This is a genomic window from Isoptericola sp. BMS4 (genome assembly GCF_011634835.1).
In the GTDB taxonomy this organism is placed as follows: Bacteria; Actinomycetota; Actinomycetes; order Actinomycetales; family Cellulomonadaceae; genus Isoptericola.
Genome location: NZ_SIRP01000001.1, coordinates 3,117,198 through 3,135,878, shown reverse-complemented (window position 1 = coordinate 3,135,878; position 18,681 = coordinate 3,117,198). Strand labels below are relative to the sequence as shown.

Genomic DNA, 18,681 nt, shown 5'->3' with positions numbered 1-18,681 from the left:
CGGGCATCGATCGACCAGGGACGGGTGAGCATGGCAGAGCAGACCGGCGCACGTAGCACGACGACCGCGAGGATCGTCTGGGACACGGCAGACAAGTACCTCCGCAACGTCGTCGACGAGGAGGACTACGGCGACTACATCCTGCCGTTCACCGTTCTTCGTCGGCTGGAGTGCATGCTCGCGGACACCAAGGCCGAGGTCACCGCGTTCGTCGACTCGCTCGGCGGCATGCCGGACCACCTGATCGACATCGCCGTCAAGGACAAATTCGGGCTCAGCTTCTACAACGTCTCGAAGCTCGACTTGGCCACGATCGCCTCCGTCGACGACAACGTGGACAAGTCCCTCAAGAGCTACGTCGACGGCTTCTCGAACAACATCGCCGACATCTGGGTGTCCTTCGACTTCGCCCGGCGCGCGAAGGTGCTCGCCGACGCCAATCGCCTGCACGCCGTCGTCAAGCACTTCTCCACGCTTGACCTGAGCCCCGGCAGCCTCAGCGACACCAGCATGGGCGACGTCTTCGAGGACGTCATGTACCGGGCGTTCAACAAGAAGGGCAAGGCCGCCGGCAACTTCTACACACCGCGCGATGCGATCAAGCTCATGGTCGACGTCCTCATCGCGGACGACGACGACACACTGGCCGGCGACAGCACGGCCCGCTCGATCTACGACCCGACGGCCGGCTCGGGCGGCATGCTGCTGATCGCGCAGGAGGCGCTGCGACGCACGAACGAGAAGATCGACGTCACGCTCTACGGCCAGGAGCTCATGTCCTCAGCGTTCGCGCTCGGCAAAGCCGACCTGCTGATCCAGGGCGGCCGCCCCGACGCCATCAAGCACGGCGACACGCTGCTGCACGACGAGTACGCGGACCAGACCTTCGACTATGTGCTGTCCAACCCGCCGTTCGGCATGGACTGGGAGGTCCAGTACTCGTCGGTCAAGGAGCAGGCGAAGACCCAGGGTTCCCGCTTCAGCCACGGCCTGCCGTCCAAGAGCGACGGCCAGATGCTCTTCCTCGCGCACTGCGCCTCGAAGCTCAGCCCGGCCGGCAAGAACAGCCAGGGCGGCCGCGCCGCCGTCGTCTCGAACGCCTCGCCGCTGTTCAGCAGCGACAAGGGCCCCAACGCCATCCGCCAGTGGCTGTTCGACGAGGACCTCATCGACGCCATCATCGCCCTGCCGACGCAGATGTTCTACGGCACCGGCATCGCGACCTACGTCTGGATCCTCGACGCCGACAAGGATCCCGAGCGCGTCGGGAGGATCCAGCTCATCGATGCCACCAACCAGTGGGAGCCCATGCGCAAGGGCATGGGCGACAAGCGCCGCGAGATGAGCCCCACGAATCGCGACACGGTGCTGAAGGCGTATCAGGCGTTCGAGTACGCCGACTCGGCGATCTCGCGCGTCATGGTGAAGGAGGACTTCATGTTCCGCGACGTGCCTGTCTACAAGCAGGCGCGCCTCGCCGCGGTGTTCTCCGAAGACGCGGTCGACGCCGTGCGCGAGCACAAAGCGTTCGTCGAGGACCATGCGGAGATCATGCGCGGCCTCGACGGCTTTGTGTGGAACAGCCTGCCTGCCGCCTTCCAGCAGCGCTGCAAGACGAAGGGGCTGAAGGCACCGATCGGGCTTGTCGACGCGGTCGCCTCGGCCATGGGTGTCCAGGACGACGACGCGCCGCTCGCCGTCGACCGCAAGGGCAATCCGGTGCTCCTCGACGGCTGGAAGATCACCGAGCGCGTGCCGAGGAGTGAACACCTCGACGAGCACATGGAGCGTGAGGTGCTGCCCTTCGCCGAGGGGGCCACCTGGGACGTCTCGAAGGCCAAGGAGGGCAACGAGATCCCGTTCACCAGGCTCTTCTACGTACCCGAGGAGCCGCGGCCACTCGAGGAGATCGACGCCGACGTCGCCAGGCTGATGAGCGAGCTCGGCGAGATGTTCGAGGCGGTGCATCGGGATGCGTGAGACTGCGCCGCTGTGGAAGCACGGTGAGGTCAATCCGGCGACGCCTGAGCTCCAGACCCTCAACGAGGGGGCGAAGCTGACGTTCATGCCGCTGGAAGCTGTGTGGCCCGGTGGGCGGGCAGACTTTTCCCGCACGATCGCGTGGTCCAAGAAGCTGAGCTACACCCCGTTCAGGCGCGGTGACGTTCTCATCCCGAAGATCACTCCGACGTTCGAAGCCGGTCGGTCGATTGTTGCGGACATCCCCACGACGATCGGGCTCGCAACAACTGAGGTACATGTCGTTCGACCACGCCCGGGAGTCGACGCACGCTACCTCTGCTACGTCGCTCAGAGCCTGCCGTTCCTCGACGAAGGCGCACATTCTCTTCAAGGTGTGGGCAACCTTCGCCGCATCGCGCCGCGTTTCGTACAGGAGCATCGACTCTTTAATGCGGAGCCCAGGAAGCAGGTCACCATCGCCGACTACCTCGACCGCGAAACCGGCGAGATCGACGCGATGCTGGGCAAGATGGACGAGCTTGCAGGGGAACTCAATGCTCGGCGCGAGTCGGTCGTGATGGAGGCAGTCGACAAGCATTTCAACGGTTCGACAGTTCCGCTTGCGTTTGCATCAAACTCCGAGAACTTCTTCGACGGAGACTGGGTCGAGAGCAAGGATCAGGATCCGAACGGCGATATTCGGCTACTTCAGCTTGCGGACATTGGCGTTGGGAAGTTCCTTGATAAATCCGACCGTCGCGTGAACCAGGAAGCATTCGACCGCCTTGCATGCAGAGAGGTCGTCCCTGGTGACGTGCTCATCGCTCGTATGCCGGACCCAATTGGCCGAGCGTGTGTTCTGCCAACCGGACTCGGTCGCACGATCACGGTAGTCGATGTTGCTGTGGTGCGCGCCGATCGGGAAAAGATGATCCCAGCCTACCTCGAATATGTTCTCAACAGCGGTCGATTCCGAACTCTAATCGAGAGTCTTCAAGGCGGTTCGACTCGCCAGCGCATTTCTCGATCAAAATTGGGACAACAGCGCATTCCAGTAGTCAGTCTCGATATCCAACGCGCAACTGTTGATCACCTCGACGAGGTCACCGGCAGGATCGACGCCATGCTGGCGAAGGTCGCTGATCTCAAGTCCCTGCTCCTCGAGCGTCGCGCGGCGCTTATCACCGATGTCGTCACCGGCAAGAAGGAAGTCGCATGAGCAACGCCCAGCTGATGGAGCGCGAGTTCGAGGAGAACCTCTGCGCGGAGCTGGCCGGGCGCGGCTGGCTGTACGAGGATGAGGGCAAGCCGATCGGCTGGGACGTGGGCCTCGCGATGGTGCCCGGCGATGCGCTGTACTGGCTGGCGTCTCAGTACCCCGAGGAGTACGAGAAGGCCGTCCCCGGGGACCTCGTCGGCGACGAGCGGGTCGACGCGGAGCGCAAGCTGCTCCAGCACATCACGAAGGAGCTCGCGAAGGCCACGAGGATGGACCCGACCACGGGGCACCCGGTGGGCGGGCTGCTCGGGGCGCTGCGCAAGGGCTTCACCTACGCGCAGATCGGCCGTCCGGCGGCGAGGTTCGGGGCGATGATGGAGTTCCCGCCGGCGAATCCGAACCTGGCAGAGGTCCTGGAGGCGGCGGACGCGGTCCGTCTGCGCGTCCTGCGGCAGGTGCGCTTCGACACGAGGACGAACGAGTCGATCGATGTCGTGCTGACGGCCAACGGTCTCCCGGTGGCCACGCTCGAGCTGAAGACCGACAACACGCAGTCGATCAACGACGCCATCCGGCAGTACAAGGAGGACCGCAAGCCCGGCCGTTCGAGGCCGCTGCTCGCGCCGGGCCGTGCTCTGGTCCACTTCGCCGTGTCCAACGACCTCGTGTACATGGCGACGAAGCTGCAGGGCGAGGATACGGTGTTCCTGCCGTTCAACCGGGGCGACGACGGCCACGAGGGCAACCCGCCCTCGTCCACCGGTTCGTCGACCGACTACCTGTGGCGTGAGATCCTCGCGCGGCCGACGTTCATGCGCATCCTCAAGGACTTCGCGCTGTTCGAGCCGGGGAAGTCGGGCAAGAAGGACGACGGCCGACTGATCTTCCCGCGCTTCCACCAGCTGCGCGCCGTGGAGCGTGTCGTGGCCGACATCGAGGCCCGTGGCCCGGGTCAGCGCTACCTGATCTGGCACTCGGCAGGTTCGGGCAAGACGAAGACGATCGCGTGGCTCAGCCATCGTCTGATCCGCCACATGGACCAGGACTCGAAGTCGACCTTCGACTCCGTCATCGTCGTCACCGACCGCACGGTGCTCGACGAGAACATCCGCGACGACATGAACCTCGTCCAGTCGAGCAAGGGGCTCGTCGTCGCGGTGGGCGAGAAGTCCGGGGCGAAGTCGCCGCAGCTGAAGAAGGCGCTGCTCGAGGGCGATCACATCATCACCTGCACCCTGCAGACCTTCCCCGAGGTCATGAAGCTCATCGAGGACAGCCAGGAGCTGCACGGCCGGCGCTGGGCCGTGGTCGCCGACGAGGCACACTCCTCGCAGTCCGGGACCGCGTCCAAGAAGCTCAAGGAGCTCCTCGTCGACGTCGAGGTGGATCCGGACGAGGACATCAGCGCCGAGGACCTTCTGGCCGCCAAGGACTCCGCCATCGCCGCGTCGAGCAACATCACCTTCGTCGCGCTCACGGCGACGCCGAAGGCGAAGACGCTGCGTCTGTTCGGCACCGAGCGCGACGGCCGCTGGGAGGCCTTCGACACGTACACGATGGCGCAGGCGATCGAGGAGGGCTTCATCCTCGATGTGCTGTCGAACTACTCGACCTACGACATGTTCCTCCGGGTGAAGAACTCGCTCAAGGACGCCGACGCCGAGATCCAGGTCAACACCGGCGAGGCCGTCACCGCCATCGTCCGCTATGCCCAGCTGCACTCGACCGCGATCGCGCAGAAGGTGCGGGTCGTCGTCGAGCACTTCCGGCGCAACGTCATGGACATGCTCGACGGCGAGGCACGCGCCATGGTCGTCACGTCCACGCGACAGGAGGCGCTCGGCTGGTCGCGGAAGATGAACGCCTACATCGAGGCGCAGGGCTACACGGACATGAGCACGCTGGTGGCGTTCTCCGGCGCGCTCACCGACGAGGCCGGTCGGTCTGTCACCGAGGTCTCGGAGAACGACAGGAGTGATGCCGCCAGGGCCTTCCGTGAGGAGGGCATCTTCCGGGTCCTCATCGTCGCGAACAAGTTCCAGACCGGCTTTGACGAGCCGCGCCTGATGGCGATGTACGTCGACAAGAAGCTCTCGGGGATCGCGACGGTCCAGACCCTGTCCAGGCTGAACCGCATCTACCCGGGCAAGAGCGCCCCGATGGTCGTCGACTTCAAGAACACGCCGGCGAGTATCCAGGAGGACTTCAAGCTCTACTACTCCGACGCCCACGTCACCGGCGACGTCGATCCCAACGCGCTGTACACGATCGGCGAGCGGCTGGACTCCGCCGATCTCTACACCCAGAGCGACATGGATGCCATCGCTGATGCCTACCTCACCGAGGCAGGCGGTGAGACGATCGCCAGGGCTCTGTCGCCGATCAAGAACCGCTGGACGGGGCAGCGCCGTCGAGCGGTCCTCGCCAAGGACAAGGACCGACTCGAGGCGCTGAAGAGCTTCCGCGCGGACGTCCACGCCTACCGCAGCGCCTGGCAGTTCCTCAGCCAGATCGTCGACTACCAGGATCCCGAGCTGCACCGCCGCGCGATCCTCACGACGCTGCTGGACCGCAACCTCCATCTCGACGACGGCGGCTACGACCTCAGCTACCTCGAGGGCGTGCAGCTCACCGGCGTCCAGCTGGTGCCGTCGGCCATCGAGGAGGACCACTCGCTCAGCGCCGGCAGCGACGACGGCCTCGAGCTCCCGGGGTTCGACGGCGAGCACGGCTCATCCACGACCCCGCCGCGCGGCCCGCTGGACGAGGCCATCGACAAGGTCAACGAGATGTTCCAGGCCAAGGGCGTCGACGTGCGCCCGGAGAGCGTCTCGGGCTTCATCACGACGCTCTGGGGCTTCCTCGACGAGAACGAGGAGGCCGTGGCGATGGCGAAGAGCAATACCGTCGCGCAGCTGAAGGCCTCCGACGGCTTCAGCAACGCCGTCGGCCTCGCCGTGTTCAAGACCGTGCAGGAGTCGAAGGAGATCCAGTCGTACATGACCGATCCCGCGTTCGTCGATCAGATCGCCGACATCGCAGCAGATGCTCTTCATGCTCAGGTCCATGGGGAGCAGGATCCGCCGAGCGACGCGGGAGCGCTGGAGCGATGAACGAGGCAGAGCAGGCTGGTTTCGGCGACGTCATCCGCGACGCACGCAAGAAGAAGGGGTGGTCTCAGACGGAGCTCGGCGAGAAGGCCGGGGTGTCCCGCCCCACGATCGCGCGCGTCGAGGCGAACAACGACGTGACGACGTCGACCATCGCCAGCATCGCTAAGGCGCTCGGCCTGAGGCTCGAGCTGAAGGACCAGCAGACGGACGCAGAATGACGAAGCAGAGTGATGAGGAACCTGACGAGGGGGCGGAGACCGGGGTGAAGGACTCGGACGCCTCGAAGAAGATCGAACTCCGAACTCTTGCCCCTGATTTCAAGGGGGATCACCACGACCTCTACGTGCGGCACCTCGAGGAGGCCGTCCAGGAGAAGAGGAACCGGAACATCGCGCTGACCGGCAGGTACGGCGTCGGCAAGTCCAGCGTTCTTGACCAGTTCGAAGAGAATCACAAGTCGAAGACGGTTCGGATCAGCATCAGTACGCTCGGGCCCGACGATGACGACGAGGACCTCACCAATCGGATCCAGAAAGAGCTCGTCAAGCAACTCGTCTACCGGCTGAAGCCTGGACGGCTCCGCGGTTCCAGAGTTGCACGCCGAAACCCGCTCACCAAGTGGCGCGCGCTGTGGCAGGCGCTCGGTGTCTCGAGTGCGACGCTTGTTCTCCTGTGGTTGCTCGGCGTGCAGCCTCCCGCTGACTGGCCAGGAGCCCAGGCGAGCGTGCCCACGCAGGTCGGTCTCATCCTCGTGTTCTTCGTGCTCATGGTGGGAGTTGTGTGGTCGCTCCGATGGCTGGTCGGGGATCGGATTGTCTCCGAGGTAGCGACTGCTGGAACCAAGATCGCACTGGACGAGAGCCCAAGCACCTACTTCGACAGCTTCCTCGACGAGATCGTCGCATTCTTTGACAAGGCCAATCCTGAGTTCGTGATCTTCGAAGACCTGGATCGCTTCGACGACCCGCAAATCTTCGACTCCCTCCGTGAGCTCAACACCCTCGTGAACGCCTCGGCCCAGTGGGCGAACAAGGATCGGCCTCTGCGGTTCATCTACGCCATCAAAGACAGCCTGTTCGAGCAGCTCGGCGCGAAGGAAGCGCCCAAAGTTGACGGGACGCCGACCGGAGAAGCGGACGACGAGAAGAGGGCCGACGCCACCGCGAGGGCCGTCGAGTCGAAGCCTGACCTCGCGGCCGAGGCCGTGCGGCGGGCCAACCGCACCAAGTTCTTTGAACTGGTCATCCCGATCGTTCCCTTCCTCTCGCACCGGAACGCGCGTGACCATCTTGCCGAAGCGCTGAAGGAATTGGGTTTTCCCGACGACTTCGTTTCGCGTCCACTGGTGGACCTCGTCGCAAAGCACACGACGGACATGCGCTTGATGATCAACATCTGCAACGAGTTCGCAGTGTTCGTCGAGCGCCTGCTTTGGACCAAGACTCCCGCACCGGCAATGACTGCCGATCACTTGTTCGCGTTGGTGGTGTACAAGAACTTCCACATGGCGGACTTCGAGAAGATCGCCCAGCGAACCAGCACTCTCGACGAACTCGAACGGCTCCACCGAGACGAGGTCCGCGCGCTGATCGAATACCTGCAGTCGCGACGTCGGGCCAGAAACCGGGTCGAGGAGACACGCAATCTCCGGCACAAGACTGCGGCAGTGCTTGGTGAGCGGTTGAAGGACATGAAGAACATGTTCGTGAGTGTGTACAACGACAACCAGGTTGTCATCTTGGTCGGCGACCAAACATTCACGCTCGGCGAGACTAAAGACGTGGAGTTCTGGGCGCTGGTCGCTGAAACCTGCGCATTCAGTCTCCGGTACCCAAACAATCAGAGGACGTCAGTTGATGCGGCCCGAATTGACAGGCTCTTCCCAGAATTGAGGCACGCAGAACACTGGGTAGATCCGACGCCTGAGGAATTCGCTGGTGTCATGGCTCAATATGATGACGACGTCTCGATGCTTCGTGGTGCTGATTTCGCCGACCTTGCTCGATACGAACGCGTTCCGAGCGACAGGATTCCGTTCGATCAGTTGATCGAAGGAAATATTTGCTCTGAGCTCGCACGTGATCTGGTTCGGAAGGGATTCATCACCCGAAACTTCGCGGAGTACTCAGCGATTTTCTACGGCAAGTTCACCGGTGTTGACGTCGCTCACTTCTACAACCACAGCGTCCAGCCTAGCGAGATGTATCTCGACTATCACTTCACGTCGAAGAACGCTCTGAACAACCTGATGGCACAGGTCCCGGACGACTTCACGAACACAGTGAGCGCATTGAATATCGAGGTGGCTGACTTCCTTCTCCGCGAGCGGCGTGCTGACGCCGAGAGGCTGATCGCGTTCATCGTCGCCCACCAGAAGAGCGACCAGGTACGGGAGTTCCTCAGTGCTTTCCTGAACACGCCCGGTGTGGCCGCAGAGCGTCTCGTTGAGATGCTGGCGCGACACCCATGGGCGAACGTCTTCGAGTACCTGGCCGCTCATACAGAGCTGCCCGACGAAGAGACTCGTATCGGCCTGTTCGATGCCGCGCTGCTCGGCGCGCAGCACGCAGACTCCTACGACTTCGGAGAGCACGCGTCCGAGCTGATCAGGTCATCCCATGCGCACTTGACCGCCGTGAAGCGGCCCCAGGCCGATGACACGACGGAGCGATTGTTCGAGGTGCTTAAGGTTGTTGATCTGGTCGTTCCCAACCTGGCTGCTCTGAGCGAACCGCTCCGAGACCGCATCGTCGGGGCTCGGATGTACGACATCAGCGTGTCGAATCTGAAGCTGGCGCTCGGGATCGACGAAGTACCGACGCTCGACGAGGTCCGGAAGAACCCGAAGGTGTGGGAGCACTGCAAGGCGCGGATTGCGGACTACCTGGTAGCCATGCAGGCGGACGATGCAAGCAGCTGTCTTGTCCAGTCCGAGCAGGTGCTCGTCGATGTACTGAACGAGCAGGGGGAGGCCTGGACGGAAGAGCAGCTGCACAGTGTGATCGACGGCGGCGCAGAGACGCTGAAGGTCTCGTCGCTCAACGACGTGCCTAAGACGATGTGGCCGTTCCTCGTCGACGCAAACCATGTGAGGTGCTCGACAGCCAACGTTGCGTCGTACGAGGCTGTGCACGACATCGACCAACCGCTCTCGTCGTTCCTCACCTCGGCGGACGACTCCGGACCGGTCGAGCTGTTGGAGGTCGAGGAGGTCGGCGACGACGAGCGTGCGAAGCTCGCGATCAAGGTTCTGAACGCCTCGGCCCATCTGCCTGCACGTACCCGTGTGGCTCTGGCCAGCCAGGTTGTCCCTGAGGAAGGCTTCGATCTCACACCGGTTGAGCCCAGCAAGGATCAGCTTCTCGCCCATGGACTCGAAGCAGGGCTCTTCGACGACGACTTCGAGACCTTCGCCCACTTCGCGCCTGGTGGGTGGAACGCCATGTCCGAGGCGTTCAAGGTATCGAAGGGCGTCGATAGGTTCATCGAGCCTGAGATCGTCGAGGGCTTCGTTGCCGAGTTCCTTGAGGGCGATTCGATCGACGACGGCCTGAAGAAGACCGTCGTGGGCAAGCTCTCGGAGTACGTTCCCGATGACGATGAACATTCGCTACGTGCGGCCTGTTGTTTCGCCAACAAGAACCGGATCAAACTGCCCTCGGATGAGATCCGGAGAATCGCACGCGTCACGAAGTCAGCGGAATCCGTCATGCGCCAGCTGGTGCTGGCCAAGGGCCTCTCCGACGACGATGTCGTGAGCATCCTCGCTTCCCTGGGGGAACCGTACAACCAGCTCACGGCTGGGCCTGATGCAACGTTTGACTATGCCGCCGCTGTCAACAGTGCGTCGTCCGCCGAGACGGTGTTCAAGCACCTCGAGAAGGCTGAGCGCATTGAGATCGTCAAGAATGGCGTCAAGCGCCGTAAGACCGTGAGGGTTCTTGTTTAGCCTGACTGCTCTCAGGTCGTTTACTGTTGATACGCTCAGCCAGATCGAGGAGTGCTCATCATGAAGCTGACGGACCTGAAGAACCACGACGAGTTCGTCCGCGAGCGCCGGGAGACCGACCCCGCGTACGCGACAGAAGTTGAGCGGTTGAAAGCCGTGCGTGGCGCAGGCGATGTCAGGACGACCAATTCACCCGACGACGCTGGCATCGAGGACGAGCTGGCCCTGATCCGCGCCGGTCACCGGCTCGAATGTGAGGAGCCGCGCGGGGAGGCCATGGACCGTTCCCGCCGCGTCCTGACCGGCGAGACGTCGCCGGAGGATGCACGGGAGGAGCTGCACCGGAAGTGGGGCGGCGGCCAGAGCGACCCGGACATGCCGATCCGCAGAGAGCTCGAGACCCGCGACCGGCTCGACGTCGACGAGGGTGGCTCCTGGGTGCTCTCGACCGAATCAGGTGACCACTATCAGCTGCTGTTGGACGGCGACGAGCGGGTGGTCATCCCGTTGTCGGTGGACACGGGGCACTCGTATCCGGACGGGACGCACCCGCTCCGTCGCAACGGCGAGACGCGCCCTCTCTTGGGGCTCGTCAACGCTCCAATCCGTGTGGGCCGCCCCGCGCGCTTCATCTTCGGCGACCCCGCGGACCCTCGCCGTGCGTCGACGGTTGGGACCACGCCCCCTGTCGTCGAGATCCGACGATCGCGCTCTCGGGTCTCTCGCTCGTCGTCCGTGACGTAGCTGCCCTGGCCGACCAGGGCCGTGTACAGCGTCTGCCGCGTCCTGGCCGGCGAGGCCACACCGGACGAAGCCCGCGAGGAGCTGCGGCGCAAGTGGAGCGATAGTCACAGCCGAGTGCGATCGACGTGAGCGCGCACGACGCGCTCCTTGTGGGGTCTGGCGCAGTCGAGGAGCTGCTGCAATTCATCCTGACCAAAGCCCGCACCGCGCGATTCCGTAGACACATCACCGCAGGTCACGGTCGCGATCTACGGCTGTAGTACTACAGGGTGGCGAGGAGTTCAGAGGGCGTCACGTCGAGCCCGTGTGCGAGCTTCACGATGACGTCCAGGGTTGGGTTGCGGCGTCCGCGTTCCAGCCCGCTGATGTAGGTGCGGTCGAGCTCGACGTGATGCGCGAAGGCCTCCTGAGAGGCCCAGCCGCGCTCCTGCCGCAGATCGCGAAGGCGCTCGCCGAACGCGATGCGATGCGCCAGAACACTCATACGTCAACGTTTTCGATACGATGACGATGAGTCCACGGACTATCAGTCACACCTGCGTGCCCGAGGGCGCGACCGTGATCGAGTCCTGCTCCGGGCACCTGAGAGAACTGGAGCAGACATGAGGCCCGAAGACGAACTGATCGATGTCGCCGCCGCGGCGGCGCGTCACCGCTGCAGCGTTCAGGCGATCCGGCGGCGCATGTGGCAGGGGGACCTTCCTTCGCGCACCGAGAAGGTGGTCGGCAGCGACGGACGTCGCGTGTTCAAGACGCTGATCCGCGTCGGCGACCTGAATGATGCCTTCGGTTGGACCGCCCACGAGGAGCACGTTCGGAGGATCCGGGAAGCCGCCGTGCCGCTGTCAGACGAACAGAATGCTGACATCCGCAAGGTGTTCCTGGATCACATACGTGACCGGGGGCCCGTCGAAGGCGATCCAGGGGCAGTGGATCGACAGCGTAGGCAACGAGTGTGCAACCGGAGTCGATACACCGGTGCGCCCCTCGACGGGCCCTGCATACAGTCAAGTCCGAGACTCGATGCGCTCGGCCCGATCTGGGCCCCGGTCGCTGGCTAAGGATACTGTTGGAAACAGCTTCTGACCTGGGAAGATGTTCCCTCGATCGGCTCTCGAAGGGTCAATGCGTCAATCTTGGGAAGGGAGGCTACTTCGCCCGTGGCCTCGCCGTCTACGGCCGCGCGGGCGAGCCGTGCCCGCGGTGCGGCACCCCCGTGCGCCGCGACGAGTTCATGAACCGCTCCTCCTTCAGCTGCCCGCGCTGCCAGCCGCGCCCGCGCCACGGGCGCTGGTAGCTGCGGCGTCCCCGCCGTCAGGTCGGCACTCCGTCCCCGGGTCGGCACACATGTCTGCCGACCCGGGGACGACGTGCCGACCCGGGGAGGTCGCGGGCGGCCTCAGCGCGCGACGACGTTGCGCAGCCCGGACGGCCCGTCGGCCAGCCAGGCACGCAGCTGCTCCGTGACGAACGCCGCCGCGTCCTGCGGGCGCCCGCCGGCGACGTGCGGGGTGAGGATCAGGTGCGGGGCGTCCCACAGCGGGGAGTCTGTGGGCAGCGGCTCGGTCTCGGTGACGTCGAGCGCGGCGCCGGCGAGGGTGCCGTCGCGCAGCGCCGCGACGAGCGCGTCCTCGTCGACCGTCGCGCCGCGCCCGGCGTTGACGAACCGGGCGTGGTCGGGCAGGAGGCCCAGCACGCGGGCGCCCGCCGCGTGGTACGTGGCGTCGGTGGCGGGCAGCAGGGAGATCAGCAGGTCGGTGGTGGGCAGCACCTCGTCGACCGACGCGACCACGGGGAACCCGTACCGCTCGCCCGCCGACGACGCCACCCCGGTCACCCGCGCGCCGAGCGCCGCCAGCATCGGCGCCAGGACCGCCGCGATCGACCCGAAGCCCCACACCGTGACGCGCGCGCCGTGCAGGGTGAACCGCGCCTCGTCGCGGGCCTGCTCGCGCCCGAGGTCGCGGTCCCAGACGTGGTCCCGCTGGGCGGCGAGGGTGCGGTCGAGGCGTCGCACGGTGGCGAGCACGAGCGCCAGCGTGTGCTCGGCGACGGTCGCGTCGTGCAGGGACCGGCCGGACGAGATCACGACGTCCGGCGCGAACCCGGCTGCGAGCGCCTGGTCGGGGCCCGCGTTGAGCGTCTGCACCCAGCGCAGCCGCGTCATCCGGCGGGCGGCGTCCTCCAGGACCCGCTGCGGGCTCGACCACGTCACGAGCATCTCGGCGTCGGCGTGCTCCTCCGGGACGGGGTCGCGCATCACGTAGTGCGCCACCTCCACCCCGGGGACGTCGACCGTCATGTCGAAGGGCACGTTGCCGGGCACGAGAATCTTCACGCCCGGCGACGTTACCCGACGGCGCCCGCGACGCGCCCGGTTGCCCGTCAGCGGATCTCGACGCGCAGCAGCCGGCGTACGCCCAGGGTCAGGGGCAGCACGATCCACAGCAGGACCGTGGTGCCGAGCTGGGCCCACTGCTCGCCGGTCGGTGCGTCGGGCCCGAGGAGGTTGTACTGCGCGGAGGTGATCTCCACCCAGGGCGCCGCGTCGCGGTACCAGTCCTGGACGGAGGCCAGCAGGCTGGACAGGTTGGGCAGCACCAGCGCGATGAGCAGGTAGCCGACCATCGCGGCGGCGGTGTGGCGCAGCACGACGGCGAGCGTGAACCCGACCGCCATGGCGACCGCCATGAAGAGCACGAGGCGCAGCTGCTGGCCGACCGGCACGTCCCACAGGACCGAGGCCGCGTCGTCGCCCGCCGCGGCGCCTGCGACGAGCGTGCACAGCGCGGCCAGCCCGAACGCGAGCGCCATCGTCACGACGACGTACCCGGCGGCGACCGCGGCCTTGGCAGCGACGACCCGGCCGCGCCGGGGGACCAGCGTGAACGTCGTCAGGGCGCTGCGCTGGCCCCACTCGCCGGCCACCGACAGGACGGCGAGCATGGGGATCCCGAGCGCCAGCGGATAGCTGATCTGGTCGAGGAAGGTGCCGTAGGTCCACGTCTCGGAGGGCATGAAGCCGAGGACGACGGCGCACGCGCCCGCCGCGAGCAGGCCGAGGGCGAGCAGGATCCAGCGGCTGGAGCGGGTGTCGCCCGTCTTGCGCACCTCGACGCCGACGAGGCGGCCGAACGGCACAGGGCCGGGGACCCGGCGCCGGGCCACATCAGACGTGCCGGATGTGGGGGACGCCGTCGCCGGCGAGGTCGTCGTGGAGGTCATGCTGCTGCTCCCGTCGGGGCGGGCGCGGCGCCGGTGGCGTCACGCTGGGTCGTGGCGGTGAGCTCGAGGAACATCTCCTCCAGGCCGGCGCCGTCGGCGGCGCGGAGCTCGGTCACGGGGATCCCGGCGCGGAAGGCGACGTGCCCCGCGTCGGTGAGGGCGGCGTCGGTGAGCACGACGTCGTCGGTGCGGGTGGCCTGGTGCCCGGCGTCGGTGAGCGCGGCGGCGAGCACCGCGGCGTCGTCGGCCCGCACGAGGGTGCCCGTGCCGGAGAGCAGCTCCTCGCTGGCGCCGGAGGCGACGATGCGCCCGCCTCCGATCACGACGATGTCGTCCGCGATCGCTTCGATCTCGGCGAGCAGGTGGCTGGAGAGCAGGACGGTGCCGCCGTCGTCGGCGAAGGTGCGCAGGAGGTCGCGCATCCAGCGGATGCCGGCGGGGTCGAGCCCGTTGGCCGGCTCGTCGAGGACGAGGACCTGCGGGTCGCCGAGCAGGGCGGTCGCGATGCCGAGCCGCTGGCGCATGCCGAGGGAGTAGTCGCGGACCCGGCGGGCCGCCTCGGCCCGGGTGAGGCCGACCAGGTCGAGCATGTCGTCGACGCGGGTCGGGGGCAGCCCCATGGTGCGCTGGGCGAGGACGAGGGTCTCGCGGCCGGTGCGACCGCCGTGCTGGGCGGACGCGTCGAGGAGGACGCCGACCTCGTGGCCGGGGTCGGGCAGGTCGGCGAAGCGGTGGCCGAGCACCGTGGCGGTGCCGGACGTCGGGGTGGCGAGCCCGGTCAGGACCCGCAGGGTGGTGGACTTGCCGGCCCCGTTGGGGCCGAGGAAGCCGGTGACGCGCCCGGGACGGGCGGTGAACGAGACGTCGTCGACGGCTGCGAAGTCGCCGTAGCGCTTGGTGAGTGCGTCGATCGTGATCATGCTCGTGACGCTAGGCGGCGCGGGCGCGCCCCGGCCTCGGGCATCCCCCCGGTTCGGACCCTGAGCTCGCCTGGAGCGCGGCCGCGGAGGGTCAGGGTCGTGGTCGGGGTGGGACGGCCGCGGGGCTCGGGCCGCTGCGTTCCTGCTCGGCGGCCCACGCGTAGCCGGCGTCGGCGCGGAGCAGCGCGGTGTGCGGGCCGCGGGCCACGACGCGCGCGGCGCCGTCGGGGCCGGCGTCGAGCAGCAGCACCTCGTCGGCGAGGCCGAGGGGGCCGAGCCGGTGGGAGGCGACGACGACGGCGCGGCCGGTCGCGCGGGCGTGCGCGGCCAGGGCGGCCACGAGGGCGTCGGCGGTGGCGGCGTCGAGGTGCTCGGCGGGCTCGTCGACGAGCAGCACCCGGTGCGGCGCCAGGAGGGCCCGCGCGACGAGCAGGCGCCGTCGCTCGCCGCCGGAGACGTCGGTGCCGCCGGTGCCGAGGGGGGTGTCGAGCCCGGCGGGCAGCGCCGCCAGCCACGCCGCGAGGCCCACGGCGTCCAGGGCGTCGCGGGCGTCGTCCTCGGTCACGTCGGGCCGGGCCACGCGCAGGTTCTCCAGCACCGTGGTGCCGAAGACGTGGCCGTCCTCGGCGACGAACAGCCCGCCGCCCCGCACCCGGCCGTGCGTCGGCGGCAGGAGGCCGGCGGCGGCGAGCAGCAGCGTCGTCTTGCCCACCCCGGAGGGGCCGGCGAGCGCCACGACCGCGCCGGGCCGGACCGTGAGGTCCACCCCACGGACGACCGGCGCCCCGGGCGCCCAGCCTGCGGCCACGTCGTCGAGCGCGAGCAGCGTGCCGGCCGGAGCGGGCTCGGGGACAGGCGCAGGGGCCGCGGCCTGGGGCAGCAGCGCGAGGAGCCTGCGGGCGGCCTCTCGCGAGCGGCGCAGCTGCACCGCGGCCGCGGGCAGGGCGGTCGTCACCTCGAACACGGCGAGGGGCGTGAGGACGACCACGGCGAGCTCGGTCGCGGCCAGGTCGCCGGCCAGCGCGGCCGGGATCCCGACGAGCAGGCAGCCGAGGACCGCGAGCGTCTGGGCGCCGGCCTCGATCGCCGCGGAGACGCCGGAGACCCGTGCGCCGTCGTCCGTGGCCGCGGCGAGCCTGCGGTCGGCGGCGCGCAGCGCCGCCGTGCGGTCGGCGAGCCGCCCGGCCACCCGGAGCTGCTGGCCGTCCTCGAGCAGCTCCAGCGTGCGGGCGGAGACCTCGCCACGGGCCGCCGCGCCCCGCACCTCGACGGACCGCGAGGCCCGCGACGCGAGCCACGGCGAGAGCACGCCGGTGAGCAGCAGGCAGGCGAGCAGCACGAGCCCGGCCAGGGGCAGGAACGCGCCGACGAGGACGACCGACCCGACGCCGGCCACCGCGGCGACGGACGCCGGGACGACGGCGCGCACGACGACGTCGCCGACGTCGTCGACGTCCCCGCCCACGCGGGCGAGCAGGTCGCCGCGCCGCAGCGCGACGACGTCGGCCCCGCCGCGGGCGAGGCGGTCGTAGAGGTTCGCGCGCAGCGCCGCCATGCCGCGCAGCGCCACGTCGTGCGAGGCGAGGCGCTCCAGGTAGCGGAAGAACGCGCGCCCGGTCCCGAAGGCCCGCACGCCGACCGTGGCGACGGACAGCACCAGCACGGGCGGCATCTGCGACGCCCGCGCCACGAGCCAGGCCGCGGCCGCGGCGAGCCCGATCGCGCACACGAGCGTGAGGGTGCCGAGCGCGACGGCGCGGGCCACGCGGGCCCACCGGATCTCCAGCAGCGGCAGCACGCGCAGCAGAGGGTCGCGCTCCGCGAGGCCGCGGAGGGTCTCAGGCACGGGCCACCTCCCGCGCCTCGACGTCGACGACCTGGTCGGCCAGTGCCAGCAGGGAGGCCCGGTGGGCCACGACGACCACGGTCCGCCCGGCGTCCCGCCACGCCCGCACGGTGTCCAGCACGGTCCGCTCGCCGCGGGCGTCGAGGTGCGCGGTGGGCTCGTCCAGGATCACGACGGGCCGGTCGGCGGCGCCCGCGAGCGCCCGCGTGAGGGCGACGCGCTGGCGCTGCCCGACGCTCAGGCCGGCGCCGCCGAGGCCGACGGGGGTGTCCCACCCGTCCGGCAGGCCGGCGAGGACGGCGTCGAGCCCGGTGGTGCGGGCGGCGTCGTCGAGCGCGGCGTCCGGGACCCGCCGCCCGTCCGTGACGACGTCGCGTACCGTGCCGGGCCCGACGGCGGGCCGCTGGGGCACCCAGGCGACCTGGTCCCACCAGGGGGCGTCGGCGAGGTCGACCGTCGTGCCGTCGGCCGCGTGGAGCCGGATCCGGCCGGCGTCCGGGCGCAGCAGGCCGAGCAGGAGCAGCACCAGGGTGGACTTGCCCGCCCCGCTCGGTCCGCGCAGCGCGACGACGCGTCCGCCGCCGGGCTCGCCGGTGCCGAGCGGGATCCGTGCCGACAGCCCGGCGGGGGCGTCCACGTGCCGGTCGGGAGCGTGGACGGTGACCTCGTCGAGGACGAGCGTCCCCCCGACGGCGGCGGGCGCGGTCCCGGGGCCGGCGGGGGTCGCGGGGAGGTCGAGGACGGCGAAGGCGCGACGGGTGGCGGCGAGCCCGTCGGTCGACGCGTGGAACTCCGCGCCGACGCGCCGCAGGGGCAGGAAGATCTCGGGCGCGAGCACGAGCACGGCGATCGACGGGACGAGGTCGACATCGCCGTGCACGAGCCGCAGCCCGATCCCGACGGCGATGATGGCGACGCACAGCGTGGTGAGCAGCTCGAGCACCGCCCCGGAGAGGAACGCGACGCGCAGGGTGCCGGTGGTGGCGCGCCGGGCGGACTCGCCGAGGGCGCGTACGCGCGCGCCCGGCCCGACCTCGCGCCCGAAGGCCCGCAGGGTCGGCAGCCCGGCGACCAGGTCGAGCACCTGCGACCCGAGCCGCTCGACCGTGGTGAGCCGCCGCTCCGACGTCCCGGCCGTCATGGTGCCGACGAGCCACATGAAGAACGGCACCAGCGGCAGGGTCACGGCGGCGATGAGCGCGGAGACCCAGTCGAGCCCCAGGACCACGAGCACGGTGGCGGGCGTGACGATCGCGGTGAGGAGCAGCTGGGGCAGGAAGCGCACGAGGTACGGCTCGAGGTCGGCCAGGCCGCGGGTGGCCAGGGTGGCGACGTCCGACGGCGCGGCGCCCGCGGGCGGGCGCGGTCCGAGCTCGACGGCGTGGGCGACGACCTGGGCGCGCAGGTCCGCGACGACGGCGGTGGCCGCGCGGCGGCCGTACCGTTCCTGCGCCCACGCGACGACGGCACGTCCGGCGGCGGCCCCGGCGAGCGTCGCGAGCCACCGGGTGGTCGCGGCCTGGTCGACCGTGCCGTCGCCGCCGGGGCTCACCGCGAGCACGACGGGTCCGAGCACGTGCGCGATCGCGAGGGCCTGGACGACGACGAGGCCGGCGGCGGCCACGCCGAGCGCGGCGGTGAGGACGACGTAGGCGCGGGCGGCGCGGACCTGGCGGAGCAGCCGGGGGTCGAGCGGTCTCACG

The 18,681-nt window shown here is 68.5% G+C and carries 13 protein-coding genes and 1 pseudogene; 7 read left to right on the top strand and 7 right to left on the bottom strand.

Annotated features, from left to right (window positions below; translation table 11 throughout):
* Positions 1-30: 30 nt before the first annotated feature.
* The 6 genes from EYB28_RS14200 to EYB28_RS14175 are packed head-to-tail and all read left to right on the top strand — an operon-like array spanning position 31 to position 10,987.
* The gene (locus EYB28_RS14200; RefSeq protein ID WP_166849114.1) at positions 31-1,980 is read left to right on the top strand and encodes a class I SAM-dependent DNA methyltransferase; all 1,950 of its coding nucleotides are present in this window, start codon (positions 31-33) and stop codon (positions 1,978-1,980) included.
* Complete coding sequence (locus EYB28_RS14195; protein ID WP_166849109.1) at positions 1,973-3,181, top strand: hypothetical protein; 1,209 nt, start codon at positions 1,973-1,975, stop codon at positions 3,179-3,181. Before EYB28_RS14200 ends, EYB28_RS14195 begins: the two co-directional genes overlap by 8 nt.
* Positions 3,178-6,294, top strand: coding sequence for a type I restriction endonuclease subunit R (locus tag EYB28_RS14190; RefSeq protein WP_166849106.1), 3,117 nt, complete (start codon positions 3,178-3,180; stop codon positions 6,292-6,294). Before EYB28_RS14195 ends, EYB28_RS14190 begins: the two co-directional genes overlap by 4 nt.
* Positions 6,291-6,512 (top strand): helix-turn-helix domain-containing protein, encoded by a 222-nt coding sequence (locus tag EYB28_RS14185; RefSeq protein ID WP_166849103.1) that lies wholly within the window; start codon positions 6,291-6,293, stop codon positions 6,510-6,512. Before EYB28_RS14190 ends, EYB28_RS14185 begins: the two co-directional genes overlap by 4 nt.
* Positions 6,509-10,243, top strand: coding sequence for a hypothetical protein (locus EYB28_RS14180; protein ID WP_166849100.1), 3,735 nt, complete (start codon positions 6,509-6,511; stop codon positions 10,241-10,243). The genes EYB28_RS14185 and EYB28_RS14180 overlap by 4 nt, the downstream gene beginning before the upstream one ends.
* Positions 10,244-10,303: 60 nt before the next feature.
* On the top strand, positions 10,304-10,987 hold the full coding sequence (locus EYB28_RS14175) for a hypothetical protein (protein ID WP_166849097.1): 684 nt from the start codon (positions 10,304-10,306) through the stop codon (positions 10,985-10,987).
* Positions 10,988-11,249: 262 nt separating this feature from the next.
* Here the strand turns inward: EYB28_RS14175 and EYB28_RS14170 are convergent, their stop codons facing one another.
* A complete protein-coding gene (locus EYB28_RS14170) occupies positions 11,250-11,471 on the bottom strand; it encodes a helix-turn-helix domain-containing protein (RefSeq protein WP_166849094.1) in 222 nt (73 codons plus the stop codon).
* A 46-nt stretch (positions 11,472-11,517) separates the two neighbouring features.
* On the bottom strand, positions 11,518-11,799 hold the full coding sequence (locus EYB28_RS14165; RefSeq protein WP_166849091.1) for a hypothetical protein: 282 nt from the start codon (positions 11,797-11,799) through the stop codon (positions 11,518-11,520).
* Between the two features lie 326 nt (positions 11,800-12,125).
* Here EYB28_RS14165 and EYB28_RS14160 point away from each other — a divergent pair.
* A pseudogene (locus tag EYB28_RS14160) lies at positions 12,126-12,284 on the top strand (zinc finger domain-containing protein); the annotation flags it as partial.
* A gap of 102 nt (positions 12,285-12,386) precedes the next feature.
* On the opposite strand, the gene EYB28_RS14155 reads toward EYB28_RS14160, so the two are convergent.
* From EYB28_RS14155 to cydD, 5 genes are all read right to left on the bottom strand, one after another.
* Positions 12,387-13,325: a phosphoglycerate dehydrogenase gene (locus tag EYB28_RS14155; RefSeq protein ID WP_166849088.1), complete on the bottom strand. Its 939-nt coding sequence runs from the start codon at positions 13,323-13,325 to the stop codon at positions 12,387-12,389.
* A 47-nt stretch (positions 13,326-13,372) separates the two neighbouring features.
* Positions 13,373-14,212, bottom strand: coding sequence for an ABC transporter permease subunit (locus tag EYB28_RS14150; RefSeq protein WP_166849085.1), 840 nt, complete (start codon positions 14,210-14,212; stop codon positions 13,373-13,375).
* Entirely contained in the window at positions 14,209-15,132 is a 924-nt protein-coding gene (locus tag EYB28_RS14145; protein WP_166849082.1) for an ABC transporter ATP-binding protein, read from the bottom strand. The genes EYB28_RS14150 and EYB28_RS14145 overlap by 4 nt, the downstream gene beginning before the upstream one ends.
* A 91-nt stretch (positions 15,133-15,223) precedes the next feature.
* Positions 15,224-16,978 carry a thiol reductant ABC exporter subunit CydC gene (gene cydC, locus EYB28_RS14140; protein WP_166849079.1) on the bottom strand — a complete coding sequence of 585 codons (1,755 nt, stop codon included), beginning with the start codon at positions 16,976-16,978 and terminating at the stop codon, positions 15,224-15,226.
* The gene (cydD, locus tag EYB28_RS14135; protein WP_166849077.1) at positions 16,971-18,680 is read right to left on the bottom strand and encodes a thiol reductant ABC exporter subunit CydD; all 1,710 of its coding nucleotides are present in this window, start codon (positions 18,678-18,680) and stop codon (positions 16,971-16,973) included. Before cydD ends, cydC begins: the two co-directional genes overlap by 8 nt.
* Position 18,681 lies beyond the last annotated feature (1 nt).